This window comes from Pseudomonas sp. MYb185 (assembly GCF_002979975.1).
Lineage (GTDB): Bacteria > Pseudomonadota > Gammaproteobacteria > Pseudomonadales > Pseudomonadaceae > Halopseudomonas.
Genome location: NZ_PCQD01000003.1, coordinates 13239 through 30732 on the forward strand (window position 1 = coordinate 13239; position 17494 = coordinate 30732).

General features: G+C 58.8%; 18 protein-coding genes. 10 read left to right on the forward strand and 8 right to left on the reverse strand.

Annotated features, from left to right (window positions below):
- Positions 1–142 precede the first annotated feature (142 nt).
- Positions 143–1573: a deoxyribodipyrimidine photo-lyase gene (gene phrB, locus CQ007_RS04960; RefSeq protein WP_105643835.1), complete on the forward strand. Its 1431-nt coding sequence runs from the start codon at positions 143–145 to the stop codon at positions 1571–1573.
- A 53-nt stretch (positions 1574–1626) separates the two neighbouring features.
- Here phrB and CQ007_RS04965 read toward each other — a convergent pair whose 3' ends face one another.
- Positions 1627–2904, reverse strand: a complete 1278-nt coding sequence (locus CQ007_RS04965; protein ID WP_105643836.1) for an OprD family outer membrane porin — start codon at positions 2902–2904, stop codon at positions 1627–1629.
- A gap of 252 nt (positions 2905–3156) precedes the next feature.
- Between CQ007_RS04965 and CQ007_RS19335 the strand changes: the two genes are divergently transcribed.
- Complete coding sequence (locus CQ007_RS19335; protein ID WP_177424294.1) at positions 3157–3303, forward strand: type II toxin-antitoxin system ParD family antitoxin; 147 nt, start codon at positions 3157–3159, stop codon at positions 3301–3303.
- Between the two features lie 206 nt (positions 3304–3509).
- Here CQ007_RS19335 and CQ007_RS04975 read toward each other — a convergent pair whose 3' ends face one another.
- The 3 genes from CQ007_RS04975 to CQ007_RS04985 form a co-directional block, all read right to left on the reverse strand.
- Positions 3510–4658 (reverse strand): serine hydrolase, encoded by a 1149-nt coding sequence (locus CQ007_RS04975; protein WP_105643837.1) that lies wholly within the window; start codon positions 4656–4658, stop codon positions 3510–3512.
- Complete coding sequence (locus CQ007_RS04980) at positions 4651–5835, reverse strand: isoprenylcysteine carboxylmethyltransferase family protein (protein WP_105643838.1); 1185 nt, start codon at positions 5833–5835, stop codon at positions 4651–4653. Before CQ007_RS04980 ends, CQ007_RS04975 begins: the two co-directional genes overlap by 8 nt.
- 87 nt (positions 5836–5922) lie before the next feature.
- Positions 5923–6399 (reverse strand): pilin, encoded by a 477-nt coding sequence (locus CQ007_RS04985; RefSeq protein ID WP_105643839.1) that lies wholly within the window; start codon positions 6397–6399, stop codon positions 5923–5925.
- A gap of 556 nt (positions 6400–6955) precedes the next feature.
- On the opposite strand from CQ007_RS04985, the gene CQ007_RS04990 reads away from it, so the two are divergent.
- The 5 genes from CQ007_RS04990 (at position 6956) to CQ007_RS05010 (ending at position 11669) form a co-directional block, all read left to right on the forward strand.
- Positions 6956–7315 (forward strand): tetratricopeptide repeat protein, encoded by a 360-nt coding sequence (locus CQ007_RS04990; RefSeq protein WP_105643840.1) that lies wholly within the window; start codon positions 6956–6958, stop codon positions 7313–7315.
- Positions 7316–7587: 272 nt separating this feature from the next.
- Complete coding sequence (gene desA, locus CQ007_RS04995) at positions 7588–8778, forward strand: delta-9 fatty acid desaturase DesA (protein ID WP_105643841.1); 1191 nt, start codon at positions 7588–7590, stop codon at positions 8776–8778.
- A 189-nt stretch (positions 8779–8967) separates the two neighbouring features.
- Positions 8968–9396 (forward strand): DUF2231 domain-containing protein, encoded by a 429-nt coding sequence (locus tag CQ007_RS05000; protein ID WP_105643842.1) that lies wholly within the window; start codon positions 8968–8970, stop codon positions 9394–9396.
- A complete protein-coding gene (locus CQ007_RS05005; RefSeq protein ID WP_105643843.1) occupies positions 9393–10682 on the forward strand; it encodes a sorbosone dehydrogenase family protein in 1290 nt (429 codons plus the stop codon). Before CQ007_RS05000 ends, CQ007_RS05005 begins: the two co-directional genes overlap by 4 nt.
- 93 nt (positions 10683–10775) lie before the next feature.
- Entirely contained in the window at positions 10776–11669 is an 894-nt protein-coding gene (locus tag CQ007_RS05010; protein WP_105643844.1) for a M23 family metallopeptidase, read from the forward strand.
- A 123-nt stretch (positions 11670–11792) separates the two neighbouring features.
- Here CQ007_RS05010 and CQ007_RS05015 read toward each other — a convergent pair whose 3' ends face one another.
- The gene (locus tag CQ007_RS05015; protein ID WP_256582204.1) at positions 11793–13277 is read right to left on the reverse strand and encodes an MFS transporter; all 1485 of its coding nucleotides are present in this window, start codon (positions 13275–13277) and stop codon (positions 11793–11795) included.
- Positions 13278–13346: 69 nt separating this feature from the next.
- Here CQ007_RS05015 and CQ007_RS05020 point away from each other — a divergent pair, with 69 nt between their 5' ends.
- On the forward strand, positions 13347–14132 hold the full coding sequence (locus CQ007_RS05020; RefSeq protein ID WP_105643846.1) for a helix-turn-helix transcriptional regulator: 786 nt from the start codon (positions 13347–13349) through the stop codon (positions 14130–14132).
- Positions 14133–14342: 210 nt separating this feature from the next.
- On the opposite strand, the gene rpmG is transcribed toward CQ007_RS05020, so the two are convergent.
- The 3 genes from rpmG to radC form a co-directional block, all read right to left on the reverse strand.
- Positions 14343–14498 carry a 50S ribosomal protein L33 gene (rpmG, locus tag CQ007_RS05025; protein ID WP_007894709.1) on the reverse strand — a complete coding sequence of 52 codons (156 nt, stop codon included), beginning with the start codon at positions 14496–14498 and terminating at the stop codon, positions 14343–14345.
- An 11-nt stretch (positions 14499–14509) separates the two neighbouring features.
- On the reverse strand, positions 14510–14746 hold the full coding sequence (gene rpmB, locus CQ007_RS05030) for a 50S ribosomal protein L28 (RefSeq protein WP_105643847.1): 237 nt from the start codon (positions 14744–14746) through the stop codon (positions 14510–14512).
- A gap of 185 nt (positions 14747–14931) precedes the next feature.
- Positions 14932–15606 (reverse strand): DNA repair protein RadC, encoded by a 675-nt coding sequence (radC, locus tag CQ007_RS05035; protein WP_105643848.1) that lies wholly within the window; start codon positions 15604–15606, stop codon positions 14932–14934.
- Positions 15607–15794: 188 nt separating this feature from the next.
- Here radC and coaBC point away from each other — a divergent pair, with 188 nt between their 5' ends.
- Positions 15795–17006: a bifunctional phosphopantothenoylcysteine decarboxylase/phosphopantothenate--cysteine ligase CoaBC gene (coaBC, locus tag CQ007_RS05040; RefSeq protein ID WP_105643849.1), complete on the forward strand. Its 1212-nt coding sequence runs from the start codon at positions 15795–15797 to the stop codon at positions 17004–17006.
- Between the two features lie 9 nt (positions 17007–17015).
- On the forward strand, positions 17016–17471 hold the full coding sequence (gene dut / locus CQ007_RS05045; RefSeq protein WP_105643850.1) for a dUTP diphosphatase: 456 nt from the start codon (positions 17016–17018) through the stop codon (positions 17469–17471).
- Positions 17472–17494 lie beyond the last annotated feature (23 nt).

The following is a 17494-nucleotide window of genomic DNA, read 5'->3' on the forward strand; positions in this document are numbered from 1 at the left end:
CACCGCACCAGCCTTGCGGGCGGACACAATGCACGCCGGGGGATGAATTGTCGATCCCCCACTCTCCTGGCATTCTGGCGACCTTGTAGCACCGAGTGACACTGCCGTATCCACTAGCGCTGAGCAGCCATCGAGATTCACCATGCAAATGATCTGGTTTCGCAACGACCTGCGTGTGCACGACAATACCGCCTTGACCGCCGCACTGGAACAGGGACCAGCCTTGGCGCTGTTCCTGCTCAGTCCCCGCCAATGGCAAGCCCATGACGAGGCGCCAGCCAAGATCGACTTCCGCCTGCGCAACTTGCAGGTGCTGGCTGGTGAGCTCGGGCAGTTGAACGTACCGCTTTTGATCCGCACGGCGGACACCTGGGAGTCGGCACCAGCAGTGCTGGCCCAGGTCTGTCACCAATACCGCATCGCCATGGTGCACGCCAATGAAGAATACGGCACCGATGAAGCCGCAAGGGATGAGGCCGTAGCCAGGCGACTGGCAGAAGAGGAGGTGGGATTCCGAGTATATCTGGATCAGTTACTGTTTCGCCCCGGCAGCTTGCTGACACGCTCGGGCAGCTATTTCAAGGTGTTCAGCCAGTTCCGCAAAGCCTGCCTGCAGCAATTGCAACTGGCGCCACCCCGCTGCCTTGCTCCGCCACAGGCGCAGCCCGCTACCGCGATCAGCGCCGACCCGATACCCACTAGCGTGGCGGGCTTTCCCATCCCGGACGAGTCACTGCGCAATCTGTGGCCTGCGGGCGAGCAGACAGCACGAAAACGCCTGCAGCGGTTTGTCGATGACCGGCTGCATGAATATGCCGAACAACGCGACCTGCCAGCCGAACCCGGCACCAGTCAACTATCGCCCTATCTGACCGCTGGTGTACTGTCGCCACGCCAATGCCTGCACGCCGCGCTGATGACCAATCAGGGCGAGTTCGATAGCGGCAGTGCCGGAGTGACCACCTGGATCGACGAATTGCTCTGGCGGGAATTCTACAAGCACATTCTCCTCGGCTATCCGCGAGTATCCCGGCACCGGGCGTTCCGCCCGCATACCGAAGCGGTACCCTGGCGTGATGCACCGAATGAACTGACCGCTTGGCAGGAGGGACGTACCGGCTTCCCCCTGATCGATGCCGCCATGCGCCAGTTGCTGGCCACCGGCTGGATGCACAACCGTCTGCGCATGGTAGTAGCCATGTTCCTGAGCAAGAACCTGCTGATCGACTGGCGCGAGGGCGAGCGTTACTTCATGCAGCATCTGATCGATGGTGATCTGGCGGCGAACAACGGCGGCTGGCAATGGAGCGCCTCCACTGGCACCGACGCGGTGCCCTGGTTCCGCCTGTTCAATCCGATCACCCAGTCGCAGCGCTTCGACCCATCGGGACGCTTCATCAAGCACTGGCTACCGGAGCTGCGTGAACTGGACCAGCATGATATCCATGATCCATCAGCCATTTCCCGGATGCTGTGCGGCTACCCTGCCCCGATCATCGACCTGGCGGAGAGCCGAGCGCGGGCACTGGCGGCATTCAAGAACCTGCCACCGGTCGCATCTGAGCTGGATTGAAGAGGTGACAGGGTACAGCGCCGAATGGCGCTATACCCTGCAGGGGGAACTGCTTAGAAGATATTCATCGGGAAGTCGACGAAGATGCGCACTTCGTTGCCGTCCTGGGTATAGCTGTTCGAAGCACGCAGTACCGAGCTGCGCAGACGAACACTCATATCCTTGGCCGCACCGCTCTGCACCACATACTTCAGCTGGTTGAAGATTTCACGCTCGCTGGCGCTGTCAGCTTCGCGAACATTGGTGACAGAATCACGGATACTGATGTCAGTACCGTGAACATAAGCGAAGTTATAGCTCAGACCCGGAATACCAAACTGGGTGAAGTCCAGACCATAGCCCAGCTGCCAGGAGCGCTCGTCTTCAGCATTGAAGTCAGACCAGAAGGAGTTGGCCACCCAGATGGTGGTGCCGCCGTCGCCGACCGCACCTTCGCTCTGGTAGAAGCCGTAGTTGTAACCGGTATCACCGCTGCTGCGCTGGTAGGCGAGGGTGAAGTCATGCGCACCGGTGGCATAGTTGGCGGACAGGCTCCAGAGATTGTTCCGGTCGCCCCGGGTATCGAACTCCTTGTCCTGCTTGGTGCGGTAGCCGCTGAAATCCAGCGTCAGTGTGTCGCCCTGATTCAGCGGACGGATGTAGTTCAGGTTCACATACTGGCGCTTGAGTACATCTTCCACATCCGAGGCATACAGTGCACCACGGATATTATCATTGAACTGGTAGCTACCACCCAGTACATCGATGGACTTCAGTTCGCCACTGTCGCGACCTTCGTCACTCTTGCGATGCTGAGCATTGAAGCGGCCGGCATGCACGGTCAAACCATCGATCTCATTGGAAGTGATCATGGTACCGGTATAGGTCTCCGGCAGCAGGCGGCTGTCGTCATGGCTCAGCACCGGCAGCGATGGACGCTGGTCACCATAGGCCAGGACTGTCTTGGAGAAACGCGCCTTGACCGCAGCACCGGCATGGGCCACGTCTTTCTCTACATCACCGTTGTTGTCAACCATGAAGAAGTCGATACCACCAGCGCCAGCGCGACCACGACCGCTATCCAGACGTACGCCATACATACCAAAAGCGTCTACGCCCACGCCTACGGTGCCACGGGTGAAACCAGAGGTGAAGGTCAGCACACCAGCCTGGCCCCACTCGGCCTTGTCCTGATCACCGTTTCGGTAGTCACGGTTCATGTAGGCATTACGCAGGAACAGATCGAGACTGCTGTCTTCGACAAAACCATTGGAATCCGCCTGGCTGGCAGCGAGTGCGGGAACGGAGGTCATCAGGGCCAATGCAATGGCGCTCAGTTTGTACTTGGTCATTTTGGATGCCATAGATGCTGTTGTATTTAGTGTGAGAGACCCGCCACCAGCTCACGGAGCTGTAACGGGATGGTCACGCATTATCCATATTATGGGGGGCTTGCCTAGCGGCAGCGCTGCGGGAGCGACATTCGGACGCGATTCGGTGCCCATGCCCGACACGCGACAAATTCCAGATCATCAAAACAGCAACCTTCTCTCAAACGTGCAAACATGGACAATATCTGTATGCAAGTCCTGCCTTTCTGCGAGATGTTCATATCGAGAGATCGCCATGCATGGATCCCTACCCCAGAGCTGGAATCTCGCATCAAGGCCAAAGTGGAATCCGGCTTGTACAACAACGCCAGCGAAGTCATTCGTGAAGCACTGCGTTTCATCGACACTCATGAAGACTAGATTCACGAGCTGAACCTGGCGCGCTTGCGCAAGCAACTGAAAGCCCGCGCGGACCAACTGGATCGCGGCAAAGGCATCGCCATCGAATCAGCTGCAGCGCTCGATGCGCTGTTTGACGGCATCAAGCGCTGACTTTCATGGCCTCCCGCAAGCCCATCATCAGGGAAACTCCGTTAAAGCGACATTTCCCCCAACCTTCCATAGAATCAGTCATCCCTATGCCACACAAAATTCTGATATAAAAATAATCCCAGCCGATCATTGGCAGGAATCCAGTTATATGGTCGGCTGTTGGCAATAAACACCACCAGTTGCCCGCCGCCGCTCAGTCCGGCAAAGCTGGTCACACCCGGCAGGCTGCCATCACGCCAGTAGAAGTTGGCCATATCAGCTGCTGACTGATAAGTATGGAAAGCACTGCCATGACAGTGTCTCCACTGACTGGTGTCACACTTGTCTTCAACCTCCAGTAACTGCCGTCTGCTCAGCCCACTCAATGTTTTTCCTTCAACAAAAGCTGCCGACATCAACTGCAAAAAATCCGCAGCAGTACCTGACCACGCCCCGGTAGCCAGCATGCTGTCGTATGGCATGGCTGTCAGCTGTTGCCTGTACTCAGGCTCCTGAAAACGATATGCCACCTCATCCTTTGCGAACACTCCCTTGCGGGAAGGCTGTACCGTCGTAACTGATGCCGGTGCAAAAATCCGCTCAACAAAAACATCCTGCAACGGCTTGCCTTCTATTCGTTCAATGACCTGCCCCAGCAAACAGTAACCCAAATTGGAGTAGGCATAACGGCTACCCGGCTCATGATCCAGAACCAGCTGACCCAGCCCCTCAAGCCGAAACGGGCACCAAGGCTCACTCTCCAGCATGGGGTCGGACGTCAGACTGCGATCAAACCCGGCGGTATGCCGCAAAAGTTGCCCAATAGTAATTTGCTTGATGCGTTCATCCCACACCACGAAATCGATGTCGAGATAATCCAGCAGATAGCCATCCGGCTGTAAGCGTTCTTCGGCAATCAATTGCTGGCTGACCACCGCAGTAAACATTTTACTCAAGCTGGCATAACGGATTCTGTAATCCAGTTGCATGGGTTTTAAGCTGATTCCCGGCCCAGCCTGACCAGCAGCGCAATCCAGCCTGCTGCCATCCTGTGCTTGCAGTGATAACTGAAAACCGGGATAGCCCTGCTGTCGGGCTAGTGTAACCAGCTCCGCAAACCGCTCAGGCACATCGTCATTACATTGTCCCGGCCAGAGAATGTAGCCGTGCCAATGTTGAACTCCCCACCAGCCGGACACAACAATCAACATTACCAGCAACAATGCTGTTCGGCTTTTATACATGCAAACCACACCAGCGCTTCACACGTGCAACCAGGCCATGGTTGCGGATATGCTCCACATAATCACGGTATTCGGCAAACTGCATCAAGTGCCTTTCCTCGGTATAGGCTCGTAGAAAATACACCAGGCTGACAAAGCACAAGCCGAGCAGGTTACGCGCCAGCTCATAACCACTGGCAACGCCATAAAAGGGCACCAAATACAGCCACCAGTACAGGTTTTTGGATAAATAGGCTGGATGCCTGACCCAGCGATAGGGTCCCGTATTGACCAGGCCCCGCCAGCTCAGATTGGCGAAGCGCAGACCAAAATGCAGGGTAGATAGCCAGTACACCAACCAGGTCAGCGTTATCGCTGCGGACCAGAACCAGAACAGGGATTGCTCCAGCTGTAGCCAGTCAGTCCAGACCAACTCATTAGTCTGCTGCTTGATCTGTTGAAAGACCCAGATCAGCGGCGGATAGCACAACAAACATACCAGCCAGCCGCTCCAGCTTTTATCGGTACTGATTACCGCATTGCCCAGTATGCGACTGGCAAACAGATAACCTGCTGTGGCAACCAGCAGATCAATGGCCAGGCCATACATGTACAAGCCGCTGATCAGAGTGGCGGGCTTCAATGACCAACGAAAAGCCAATAGACTCTCGGTTGCCATCATCAGCCAGGAATACATCAGCGGGATAAAGATCAGCTTGACCAGCCAGGCCAGCAACAGCTCTTTCTGCTCAGCCCATTGCCAGCTGCGTTGACGCAAAACAAACTGCCCGAGACGGGCATAGCCATCACAGCCTGCAGGCGCAATGGACTCTGCCCAGCGCACGTAATAGGGCGCACAAACCAGCAACAGAGGCACAAACAGGAGATAGTCCAGATTAAAAGTAGTCGCAGACCAATTGCCAAACAGCTGACCCATCAAGGTTGAAAATACAATCAACGCCAATAGACAAAGGCGCACGGCCAGCACCTTAGCCTTCAGTTCGCCAGCCTCACCTGCCAGCTCAGGTAACGGGCGCAAAGCCCTGGTGCAATACCCATGGGCAACAAGGCCAGCAGCAAAAGCCAGCATTACAATCAACCTGGCAATCCACCAATGCCATGTATCGGCAAGTTCCAGACCACCAGCCAACAATATCAACAGGGAGTAGCAACAAAGGGCTACGATGGAAAAAAACATGTTGTATATCCGCAGTGGAGCCAGAACAGGTGCTATAAAAGAAAACGCCCCGCAGGTGCAGGGCGTTTTTTATCCATATTCAGGATATTAGCCGCCAGTAGAACCACCACCTGCAGCGCGGCACTCTGCTGGACGATACTTAGTTGCCAAAGTACCGGTTGTGCAAGCCCAAGAAATCGCTGTTGTAGGGATAGTCCCAGCAGCTAAAGCACTACCGCCACTAGACGTGGGCACAAAAATAATTGTACCGCCACCAGCTTTAGCTGTTGTAGTAAGAGTAATTTGACCATTAGTCCCGTTCACTGCAACGCTTGTAACATTATCAGTAGCAGCTTCACTATCAATACCAGGCCCTGACGCCCCGACTGAAAGATCACTATTTCCGTTCACAGCATTTTCTGCAACTACCGTTTTCAACGCAGCAGCAAACCCCATAGCTTCAGAAACCCGCGCACGAACGGTATAATCCTGATAAGCCGGCAACGCAATCGCAGCCAAAATACCAATAATCGCCACGACGATCATCAGTTCAATAAGGGTAAAGCCCTTCTGCATGCTCTTCATTTTGTTTCTCCATAATTGAAGTTCAGGCCCGGTTTCAGGTGGTCCGTCACCGGTATACCTACAGGGACTGGAGCAACTTGTATGCCAACGCAAAATTCGTTCTGGCGCTGAAAAGAAAAACATGGCCGACTCATCAATAAAATTGGCTGCTGTAACCTTTGCGGCTCAGGCTTTTCAGGGGTTATCTGTCTTCTGGCACTACCCTTGCCTAGTTATATCAAGGGCATTCATTTTTTGGGTTCTGGCAACAATGACAGCTGTTCCAATCCGGGAATGTCACACTTCCGGTATGACAAAACATCCAGCTGTCACACTCCGAGTGTGACAAACCCGGAAATGTCACACCACAAGTACGACATGGTACCGGTGTCACAGCTGGGTAATGTTAGAATACAAATCAACCGTTCTGGAGAGGGCACATGCACACCAAGCCGGCCATTACCATAGACACAGCAGCAGCACTCATGAAAGTGTCCAAACGCACTCTCTGGCGCCATTTGCGCGAGGGCAAGCTCAGTCGGCAGGAGGCAGGAGGCAGGAGGCAGGAGGCAGGACAATGATCCTGATTGAGGAGGTGGCTGACCAGTTTTTTTTCAAACTGATGCCCGGTAATGGCGACCCGGATACCGATGACTATGCCCTGCTGGCCCTGGCTGACCAGGGCGACAGCAATGCGCAGAACGATCTGGCTCTGTTATTCCTGGAGCAGGAGTTCTACGACTTTGCCTTGCACTACTTCCACCTGGCCATTGCCCAGAACCATGCCGACGCCATGCACTACCTGAGCAGCATGTATGAGAAAGGTACTGGCGTTGAGCAATGCTCGGAAACAGCCTTGATCTGGCGTACAAAGGCAGCCGCCTTCGGCCAACAGATTGCCCGCAGGGAGGTGCTCGGGCCACACGGGGCAATCTGACCCGAAGGCGAAGGATTCACCGGCCACTCCGAGTCAGCCGGAACCCTGGATCCTCGGCCTGCGCCGAGGATGACGGTGTTGGTGCCATTCGTACCAGGTACATTTCCCCGGAAGTAAAGGTCAGGTACATTTCCCGCATAACATCCCGTAGCAATTCCTCCCCCCGCCTCATCTTCCAATCGACCTGCGGTCATGTCAGTTTGCAGCAAGTCATTCATACTCAGGCGGCAAGCTCCTGATGTTTCCCGCTGTCTCCATAGAGGTTCCGGTTCATGTGGTACAACGGTCTACTTGATCCTTCCGGCTGGCAATTGCTGGCCATTATCCTGATGCTGACGCATATCACCATCGTCGCTGTGACGGTGTATCTGCATCGTTATTCGGCACATCGCTCGCTGGAGCTGCATCCGGCGCTGAAGCATTTCTTCCGTTTCTGGCTGTGGCTGACGACCAGCATGAACACCCGGGAGTGGACCGCCATTCATCGCAAGCATCACGCCAAGTGCGAGACGCCGGAGGATCCCCACAGTCCGGTACAGAAGGGCCTGGCCACCGTGCTGTGCAAGGGCGCGGAGCTGTATATGGCGGAGGCGAAGAACGAGGAAACGCTGCGCATCTATGGCAAGAACTGCCCCGATGACTGGGTCGAACGCAATCTGTATGGGCGTTATCGCAATACCGGCATCGTGCTCATGCTGTTGATCAATCTGGCACTGTTCGGCGTGCTGGGGCTGACCGTGTGGGCAATACAGATGATCTGGATTCCGCTGTGGGCTGCCGGCGTGGTGAATGGCCTGGGGCATGCGGTGGGCTACCGCAACTTCGAGTGCAAGGATGCGGCGACCAATATTGTGCCCTGGGGCATTCTGATCGGCGGTGAAGAGCTGCACAACAACCACCATACCTATCCGAACTCGGCCAAGCTGTCGGTGAAGACCTGGGAGTTCGATATCGGCTGGATGTGGATTCGTCTGTTCAGCCTGCTGCGGTTGGCGAAGGTGCGCCGTGTCGCGCCTGTGCCGCATCGTATCGAGGGCAAGCAGACACTGGATCTGGATACCGCCCGGGCGATCCTGAACAACCGCTTCCAGATCATGGCGCAGTATCGCAAGACCGTCATCCAGCCACTGGTCCGGCTGGAGATGCAGCGGGTGGACGACTCTGTGCGCCATCTGTTCCGCCGTGCCAAGCGTCTGCTGAGCAAGGAAACCAGTCTGCTGGCACCGCAGCAGGAGGCCAGGATCCAGAGCATTCTGGAACAGAGCCAGTCGCTGCGCATCATCTATGAGAAGCGGCTGGCGCTGCAGCAGATCTGGAACCGCACCAGCAGCAATGGCCATGACATGGCGAATGCCTTGAAGGACTGGTGCACCCAGGCCGAGGCCACCCGCATCCGCGTGCTGGAGGATTTCGCCGCGCATCTGCGTACCTATACCCTGCAGCCGGCACTCTCCTCCCACTGATACCCAAGCCCGCTGCGAATGCCGCTGCGGGCTGCTTTCAGCCGCTCCCGCCTCGCTAGCCAGTTGACCGCCCTGCACTATACTGCAGTGGAATAACGCCGTTGTGCTCCCATTCCATAAAGCGTAACGCGCCATTGGCGCGCCGCCTCGGGCACAGCCTCTCGCCTGACCAGCAACGAGGACTTTCCTGTGACTGCAACCGTAGTGAGAACCTATCCAGGCGCGCTGCACCCGCTGCATGCGGTATTGCTCGCCGGCACCATTCCGCTGTTTCTCGGCGCTCTGCTCAGCGATATCGCCTACGCCTCCAGCTACCAGATACAGTGGAGCAACTTCGCTTCCTGGCTGATTGCCGGAGCGCTGGTTTTCTGCGGCCTGGCAGTGTTGTGCGCCATCGCCGGTCTGGCCCGCACCGAACGCCGGCATGGGCGCCCTCTCCTGTATCTTGTTCTGCTGGTGGCCACCTGGATACTCGGCTTCATCAATGCCCTGGTACATGCAAAGGACGCCTGGGCGATCATGCCCGCCGCCCTGATCCTGTCGGTAATCGTGATGGTGCTGGCCTGCGCCGCTACCTGGGTCGGCTTCTGCAGCGTGCATGTGGGAGGTAGAGAATGAAGACTGCCAACCTCCTGTCGATCATCGCCGTCTCCGTCGTGCTGGCGGCCTGCGGTGACTCCGAGCCGAAGCAACTCTACGGTGCCAACCCCGACCTTCCGGATATGCAACGCGGCCTGCTGCCGAGCATGACCATCGCCAAACCAGCCGAGTGGGGTGATCAACTGCCACAGGTGCCACCGAATTACACGGTCACCGCCATCGCCACCGACCTGAAGATTCCACGCCAGACGCTGGTGCTGCCCAATGGCGATATTCTGGTGGCCGAAGGCAGGGGCGGCAACGCAGCCAAGCTCAAGCCCAAGGACGTGATCGCCGGCAAGATCAAGGCCAAGGGCAATACCACGGTCGAAAGCGGCAATCGCCTGACACTGCTGCGTGACAGCGATGGCGATGGCGTCTATGAAGAGCAGACGGTTTTCGCAGAGGATCTCAACGCGCCCTATGGGCTGGCCCTGATCGACAACAATCTGTATGTCGCCAACCAGGATGCCCTGGTACGTTTTGATTACGAGGAAGGCCAGACCCGCGCCAATGGCCCACCAGACAAGGTCACCGACCTGCCATCGGCCATCAATCATCACTGGACCAAGGCGATGACCGCCAGCGCCGATGGACGCTACCTGTATGTCGGTATCGGCTCCAACAGCAATATCACCGAACGCGGCATGGAAGCGGAGGTCGATCGGGCCCTGGTGTGGCAGATAGATCCGTTGACCGGTACCTACAAACCCTATGCCACCGGGCTGCGCAACCCTACGGCGCTGGCCGTCCAGCCGGGTACCGGTCAATTGTGGGCAGTGGTCAATGAGCGCGACGAACTGGGACCGGACCTGGTGCCCGATTACCTGACCTCGGTGCGCGAGGGTGGCTTCTACGGATGGCCATACGCCTATTGGGGGCAGAATGTGGACCCGCGGGTCAAACCGCAGGACCCTGACAAGGTAGCCACGTCGATCACACCCGACTACAGCCTGGGTTCCCACGTCGCCGCACTGGGCCTGGATTTCTCCACCCCGGCGATGGGAGCGGATTTCGCCGACGGCGTGTTCGTTGGTGAGCATGGCAGCTGGAACCGCAAGGAGCCGGTCGGCTACAAGGTGGTGTTCGTGCCGTTCAGCAATGGCCGACCCACTGGGGAGCCGATTGACTTCCTCTATGGCTTTCGTGGCGAAGATGGCAAGACCCGTGGGCGACCGGTCGGCGTGACCGTGGACCCGAGTGGTGCGCTGATCGTCGCCGATGACCTGGCCAATACCATATGGCGGGTAACTCCCGGCCAGTGACGAGCGGTGGGCCCAAAGCCAGCAGATGGGTCGCTTTACCGGGCGCCAGGGTTTATCCTTGGCGCTCTGTCATGACTTCAATGGTTGCAACGGATGCGTACCTACCTCATGGGGATTGCCCTGCTGCTGGCCAGCCCGGCCCTGCTGGGCTCGACGATCTACAAATACACTGATGCCAACGGTGTGGTCACCTACACCGACCAGCGCGTCCAGGGCGCCAAGGTCTTCGTGTTCAGCGACAATATGGTCGAGAACAACGACCGCCAGGTCTATGTCACGACGCGCGAGCACGCCGGCGGCGACACCCTGGTGGTGAAGAACGATCTGTATGCCCCGGTCGAAGTCGAGCTGGAAATCACCTCTGCCGAACATGTGCTCGGCGTACCCGCAAAACCGGTACGTTGGGTACTGCCACCCCGCGGCCAGATTCGCCTGCTGACTCTGGTCCCGGACGGCAAGGGCACTCCCCGCTACCAACACAGGCTGCGCTACGCCCTGGGCGACCCGCGTTCCGAGCACAGTCCCCTGGCCTACCCACTACCCTGGCGCGGCGGCCCCTTCCGCATGACCCAGGGTCCGGGTGGACGCTACAGCCATACCGGACCGAAAGGTCGTTACGCCGTGGATATCGCCATGCCGGTCGGCACTCCGATCGTCGCCGCCCGCGGCGGGCTGGTGGTCAAGACCGAGAACCAGCAGAGTGGCCGCGGCACCAACCCCGCCGGCAACTTCGTGCGGGTGCTGCATGATGACGGCACCATGGGCGTCTACCTGCACCTGAAGCAGGGTTCGGTCAATGTCCGTGAAGGGCAGCGGGTCAGGGACGGTGAGCTGCTGGCATTGTCGGGCAATACAGGCAACAGCACCGGGCCACACCTGCACTTCGTGGTGCAGAAGAATGTCGGCCTGAACACCGTGTCCATTCCCTTTGAGTTTTCCCAGCCCGTGAACAGCATGCCCAACTTTGCGGTGGGTGGGGAGCGCTGATTTAAGGCGCTGTCGTTGCGGTAACCGTCAAGGAAAGGGGGCGAGCCACAAAGAAAACAACGGGATACGTCACCTGCAAGGAAGTAGCGCAGGTGACGAAGTGCCATTGACCATACCCTCCCATTAATTCGGGGTGCGCTGTACTCGGACCAGCATCATCAACAACATGCAAACCAACAGCGCTGCGCCCAAGTTGTAGAGCATCCCTGCAACAAAGGCCGAAGCGTACTGGCCTACCTGCCCTACCACACCATCACTGGCCGCCAATGCCGTACTGAACAGGATGCCCACCACGGCTACTCCCAGTGCGGCACCAACTTGTTGCACGGTCGAGATTACGCCCGAGGCCATGCCGGCCTGCGCTTCTTCCACGAACCCCAGCACCAGGTTCAGCAGCGGTGTCATGATGAGGCCCTGTCCCACCCCGACCACAACCAACACAGCTATCAGCCGCGTTGGCACCAGTTCTGCACCTGCCATCTGCACCTGTATAATCAGCAGCCCAACCGAGATGGCATAAACCAGCGCACCCGCCACGATGGCATTAGTGCCCCAGCGAGCAACCAAACGCGGTGCAGCCAGTGAGGCTGCTACGAAACCCACGCTGCAAGGTGCAAAGATACTGCCCGCCACGAAGGGATCAAGTCCCAGACCAGACTGCAGCAACAATGCAAAGCATAGAAAGAAGGAGCTGGATGTGGAATAGATCAGCAGTACCAACAGCGCGCCTACCGAAAATCGGCGCTGCCCCATCAAACGCATATCCACCAATGGAAGAAAACCTGACTGTCGCCTTGTCTCCTGCTGGCGATAGAAAGTCACCAGAAACAGAACTGACGCTACCAGCCCCCACAGACTCCAGGCGGGCCAGTCCTGTCCCGGCCCTTCAATCAAGAGCACCAGAAGCAAGGTCAGCCCAGCACTCACCAGCAGAACGCCTGGCCAGTCCAAGGCCGAATGCTGCGGTGCCCTGGATTCGGGAATGTAGCGTGCTGCCGCAATGGCAAACAAACCGATCGGCACATTGATCAGAAAGATGTTGCGCCATCCCAGCCCGAACAGATCTGCATGCACTAACCATCCACCCAGCACTTGGCCGGCGATAGCGGCCAAGCCCAGCGTCATGCCCAGCAATCCGAAAGCACGTCGGCTATCGTTGCCATCAAAGTTGACTCGAATGGAGGCATAAACCTGGGGGAACAGCAAGGCGGCTGCCAGCCCTTGCAATACCCTCGCGCCGATCAAGAAGCCGGCAGTAGGTGCAAGTCCACATAACGCCGAGGCCAGCGTGAATCCGGCGATACCGATGACGAACAGACGACGGCGTCCGAATAGATCACCCAACCGGCCTCCGGTGATCAACAGTACCCCGAAGGCCAGCTCGTAGCCGGCCACAATGAAGCCGATCTGCGCAAAGCTGGCCCCCAGGTCGGCTTGCATGCTAGGGATGGCCACATTGACCACGAACAGATCGAAGATCGTGACAAAGCCCGCCAACAAAAGCACGGACAAGCCGAGCCAGGGTGGGCCACTGACGGCGTGCGCTGGCAACGCCGGAGAACAGGTATTTGAGTTCATATTGCGCATCCAGAGTAAAGAGGCGATCATTCTCAAACCCTTTTTAAACAATTACAATTTAACCATTTATGCTATTACTGAAAGTAATCCGATAAATCTATGCGAACCCTGGAAAGAACCCGTCATGACCTGGCCGCCTTCCTGCGGGCGCGCCGCGAACGCCTATCACCCACCGACGTGGGCTTACCCAGCGGTACACGGCGGCGGACACCCGGGCTACGACGCGAGGAAGTTGCTGCACTCGCGGGGGTAGGTCTGACCTGGTACACCTGGCTGGAACAGGGACGCGACATTGGAGTATCGGCGACGTTTCTGGACAACCTTGCGCGGGTGTTCAAACTCGATGCCGCCGAGCGCCGGCACCTGTTCCTGCTGGCTCATGAACGACCACCAGTCGAACCGGGCAAGACCTGGTGCGTATTGCCACCGCTGGTGCGACGCCTGATGCATGACCTGCCGCACCCGGCCTACGTGCTCAACCTGCGCTGGGACGTGCTGGGCTTCAATGCACGCGCCGATGAGCTTTTCGGTTTCGACGCACACCCGCCTGAGCGGCGCAACATGCTTTGGCTGCTGTTTACCGATCCGCTACTGCACAAACGCTTTGACTGTTGGGAGGAACAAGCGCCGCAAATGCTGTCAGGCTTTCGCCGTGATTTCACTCGTGCAACACAGGAAGCGGATATTCACGAACTGGTGGATGAACTGGAGCGGGTTTCTCCGGAGTTCAAGACATGGTGGCACCAACATGAAGTGCATGCTCCCTGTAGCGGTGTACGTCAGCTGACCATCGACGGCCGGACCGAAGCCTTCGAGCACACCTCGCTGACCATCGACGAAGACCGGCATTTGCGGCTGGTAGTCTATGCCAGGCAACTTCAATGAGAGCCCGCCAGCAAGTCAAGGATCGCGCCGTCGCCACTAGCCAAGCAGGTTTGTCCCAACAAGACAGCCGCCGACCATCCTTGCGGCGTTCACCAGCCTTGGTGCGACAGGAGGCATGAACACTATGCGCGTGGATGGGCCACTCGACCCGAGGTCCATCTTCCACAAAAAAACCCGCCGTAGCGGGTTTTTTTGTCAGTCAGGCAGATCTTACTTGATCTTGCCTTCCTTGTAGATCACGTGCTTGCGAACAACCGGATCGAATTTCTTGATTTCGATCTTGTCCGGAGTAGTACGCTTGTTCTTGTCGGTAGTGTAGAAATGACCAGTACCGGCAGAGGAGATCAGACGAATCAATTCACGCATGACACTGCTCCTTAGATTTTTTCGCCGCGGGCGCGAATCTCGGCCAGAACGGCATCAATTCCACGCTTGTCGATGATGCGCATGCCCTTGGCGGTAGTGCGCAGACGGACAAAACGCTTTTCGGATTCTACCCAGAAGCGGTGGTGCTGCAGGTTAGGCAGAAAACGACGCTTGGTTTTGTTGTTAGCGTGGGAAACATTGTTCCCAGTCACCGGGCCTTTGCCGGTCACTTGACATACTCGAGACATGGTTAACCCTCTCCAACCACTTGCCCAACCCGAACTGGTTGGAAGTCATAAAAAGAATCTGTTTTCCAGCCGGGGCAACCATTAACGCTCCACTGTAATGCGCAGATTACAGGTGCAGCCCCGAGAAGAGCGGAGCTTTATACCAAAATGCGCGCCCCCAGGCAACGATTTTCCATGTACAAACCCTATAAAAGCCCGCGCTCGGCAAAGGAAACCGGATCACCGTCACCCACCACCAGGTGGTCCAGAACCCGTATGTCCACCAGCGCCAGCGATTCCTTCAGGCGCCGGGTCAATTGCAGATCGGCCTGACTGGGCTCGGCGATACCCGACGGATGGTTGTGGGTCAGGATCAGCGCGGCGGCATTGTGCGCCAGTGCGCGCTTGATGACCTCCCGCGGATATACGCTGGCACTGTCCAGCGTGCCGCGAAACAGTTCCTCGAAGGCGATGACCCGATGCTGGTTGTCCAGATACAGGCAGGCGAAGACCTCATGCGGTAATGCCATCAGCCGGCTGCGCAGGTAATCGCGTACCGCCCCCGGCGAGGTCAGCGCATCGCCGCGCTTGAGCTCCTCGAACAGATGCCGCCGGGCCATTTCCATCACCGCCTGCAATTGCGCGAACTTGGCCGGCCCCAGCCCCGGGTGGCGGCAGAAATCCTGCTGGTCCGCCTGCAGCAGCGCACGCAGACTGCCGAAGCCCTGCAACAGCTCGCGGGCCAGATCCACCGCACTGCGCCCCGGCAGCCCGGTGCGCAGGAAGATCGCCAGCAGCTCTGCATCGGACAACGCGGCTGCGCCTTGCAACAGCAGTTTTTCACGGGGCCGTTCAGCCGCCGGCCAGTCGGTGATGGGCATGGCAGGTGCTCCTTGCGGTCAAGTGGGCACGTACTTCCCTTTCGTGCGGCAAAGCGCGGAGTATAGGCTCACCCACCTCAGCGGGCGAGTGGCGCATGGGAGGGGCGTGACGGGGTCGGCATATGCTATCGTTAACGCCATTTGCCAGGCGCGCTGATGGGCAGCGCTGCCGTGGGCCGGAGTCGATGATGCAGCGGTTGCTCAACAAGCAGGTAGTTCTCGGAATCAGCGGCGGCATCGCCGCCTATAAAAGCGCTGAGCTGGTACGCCGGCTGAAGGATGCCGGGGCCGATGTGCGGGTGGTGATGACCCGCGCAGCGCATGAATTCATTACCCCACTGACGCTGCAGGCGCTATCCGGCAATCCGGTGCATGGTGACCTGCTGGACCCCGCCGCTGAGGCCGCCATGGGCCATATCGAACTGGCGCGCTGGGCCGACCTGGTGCTGATCGCCCCGGCCACCGCCGACCTGATGGCACGCCTGGCCAATGGCCGCGGCGACGACCTGCTGACCACCCTGGTGCTGGCCACCGATGCGCCGGTCGCCCTGGCCCCGGCGATGAACCAGGCCATGTGGCGGGACTCGGCGACCCAGGCCAACCTGCAAACCCTGCTGCAGCGCGAGATCAGGGTCTTCGGGCCCGCCGCCGGCGAGCAGGCCTGCGGTGATATCGGCCCCGGGCGCATGCTCGAACCCACCGACATCGCCGCACGCTGCGCCGAGTGCTTCGAGCGCGGTCTGCTCAGCGGCCGCCATGTACTGATCAACGCCGGACCGACCCGCGAGGCGATCGACCCAGTGCGCTACATCTCCAATCACAGCTCCGGCAAGATGGGTTTTGCCCTGGCCGAAGCCGCGGCCGAAGCTGGCGCCCGGGTCACCCTGGTGGCCGGTCCGGTCAACCTGCCCACCCCGGCCAGGGTCGACCGCATCGATGTGGTCAGTGCCGCCGACATGCTGGCCGCCTGCGAGGCGGCCCTGCCGGCGGACCTGTTCATCGCCTCGGCGGCGGTGGCCGACTACCGGCCGGCCAGCTGCGCATCCGGCAAACTGAAGAAGGACACGGCCAGCGACGCCGGCATGACCCTGCAACTGGTGCGCAACCCGGACATCCTCGCCACCCTGGCCACGCATGCGCAGCGCCCCTGGTGCGTCGGCTTCGCCGCCGAGACCGATGATGTGCTCGGTTACGCCAGTGACAAGCTCACCCGCAAGAACCTGGACCTGATCATCGCCAATGACGTCAGCCAGCCGGGGATCGGCTTCAACTCCGATGACAACGCCGTGACCCTGATCGATCGCAGCCTGACCCCGCAGCCGCTGCCGCGCGCCAGCAAGCACAAGCTGGCCCGGCAGATCATCGCCTTCATCGCCAACCGTCTGAACTCCCCAGCCTGAGGAAATACCATGCACGCTCTGCAAGCCCGGATCCTTGACCCCCGCCTCGGCCAGCAATGGCCGCTGCCCGCCTACGCCACCGAAGGCTCCGCCGGGCTGGATCTGCGCGCCCTGCTCAACGCACCACTGACCCTGGAACCGGGCCAGACCACCCTGCTGCCCACCGGGCTGGCGATCCATATCGCCGACCCGGGCCTGGCGGCCATGATCCTGCCGCGCTCCGGGCTGGGCCACAAGCACGGCATCGTGCTGGGCAACCTGGTCGGCCTGATCGACTCGGACTACCAGGGGGAGCTGATGGTGTCCTGCTGGAACCGCGGCCAGCAGTCCTTCACCATCGAACCGGGCGAACGCATCGCGCAGATGGTTCTGGTGCCGGTGGTGCAGGCGTCCCTGCAGATTGTCAGCGAATTCGATGACAGTCAGCGTGGCGCAGGCGGATTCGGACATACCGGCAGCCACTGATTGAAGACTGGATTGCACGGAGG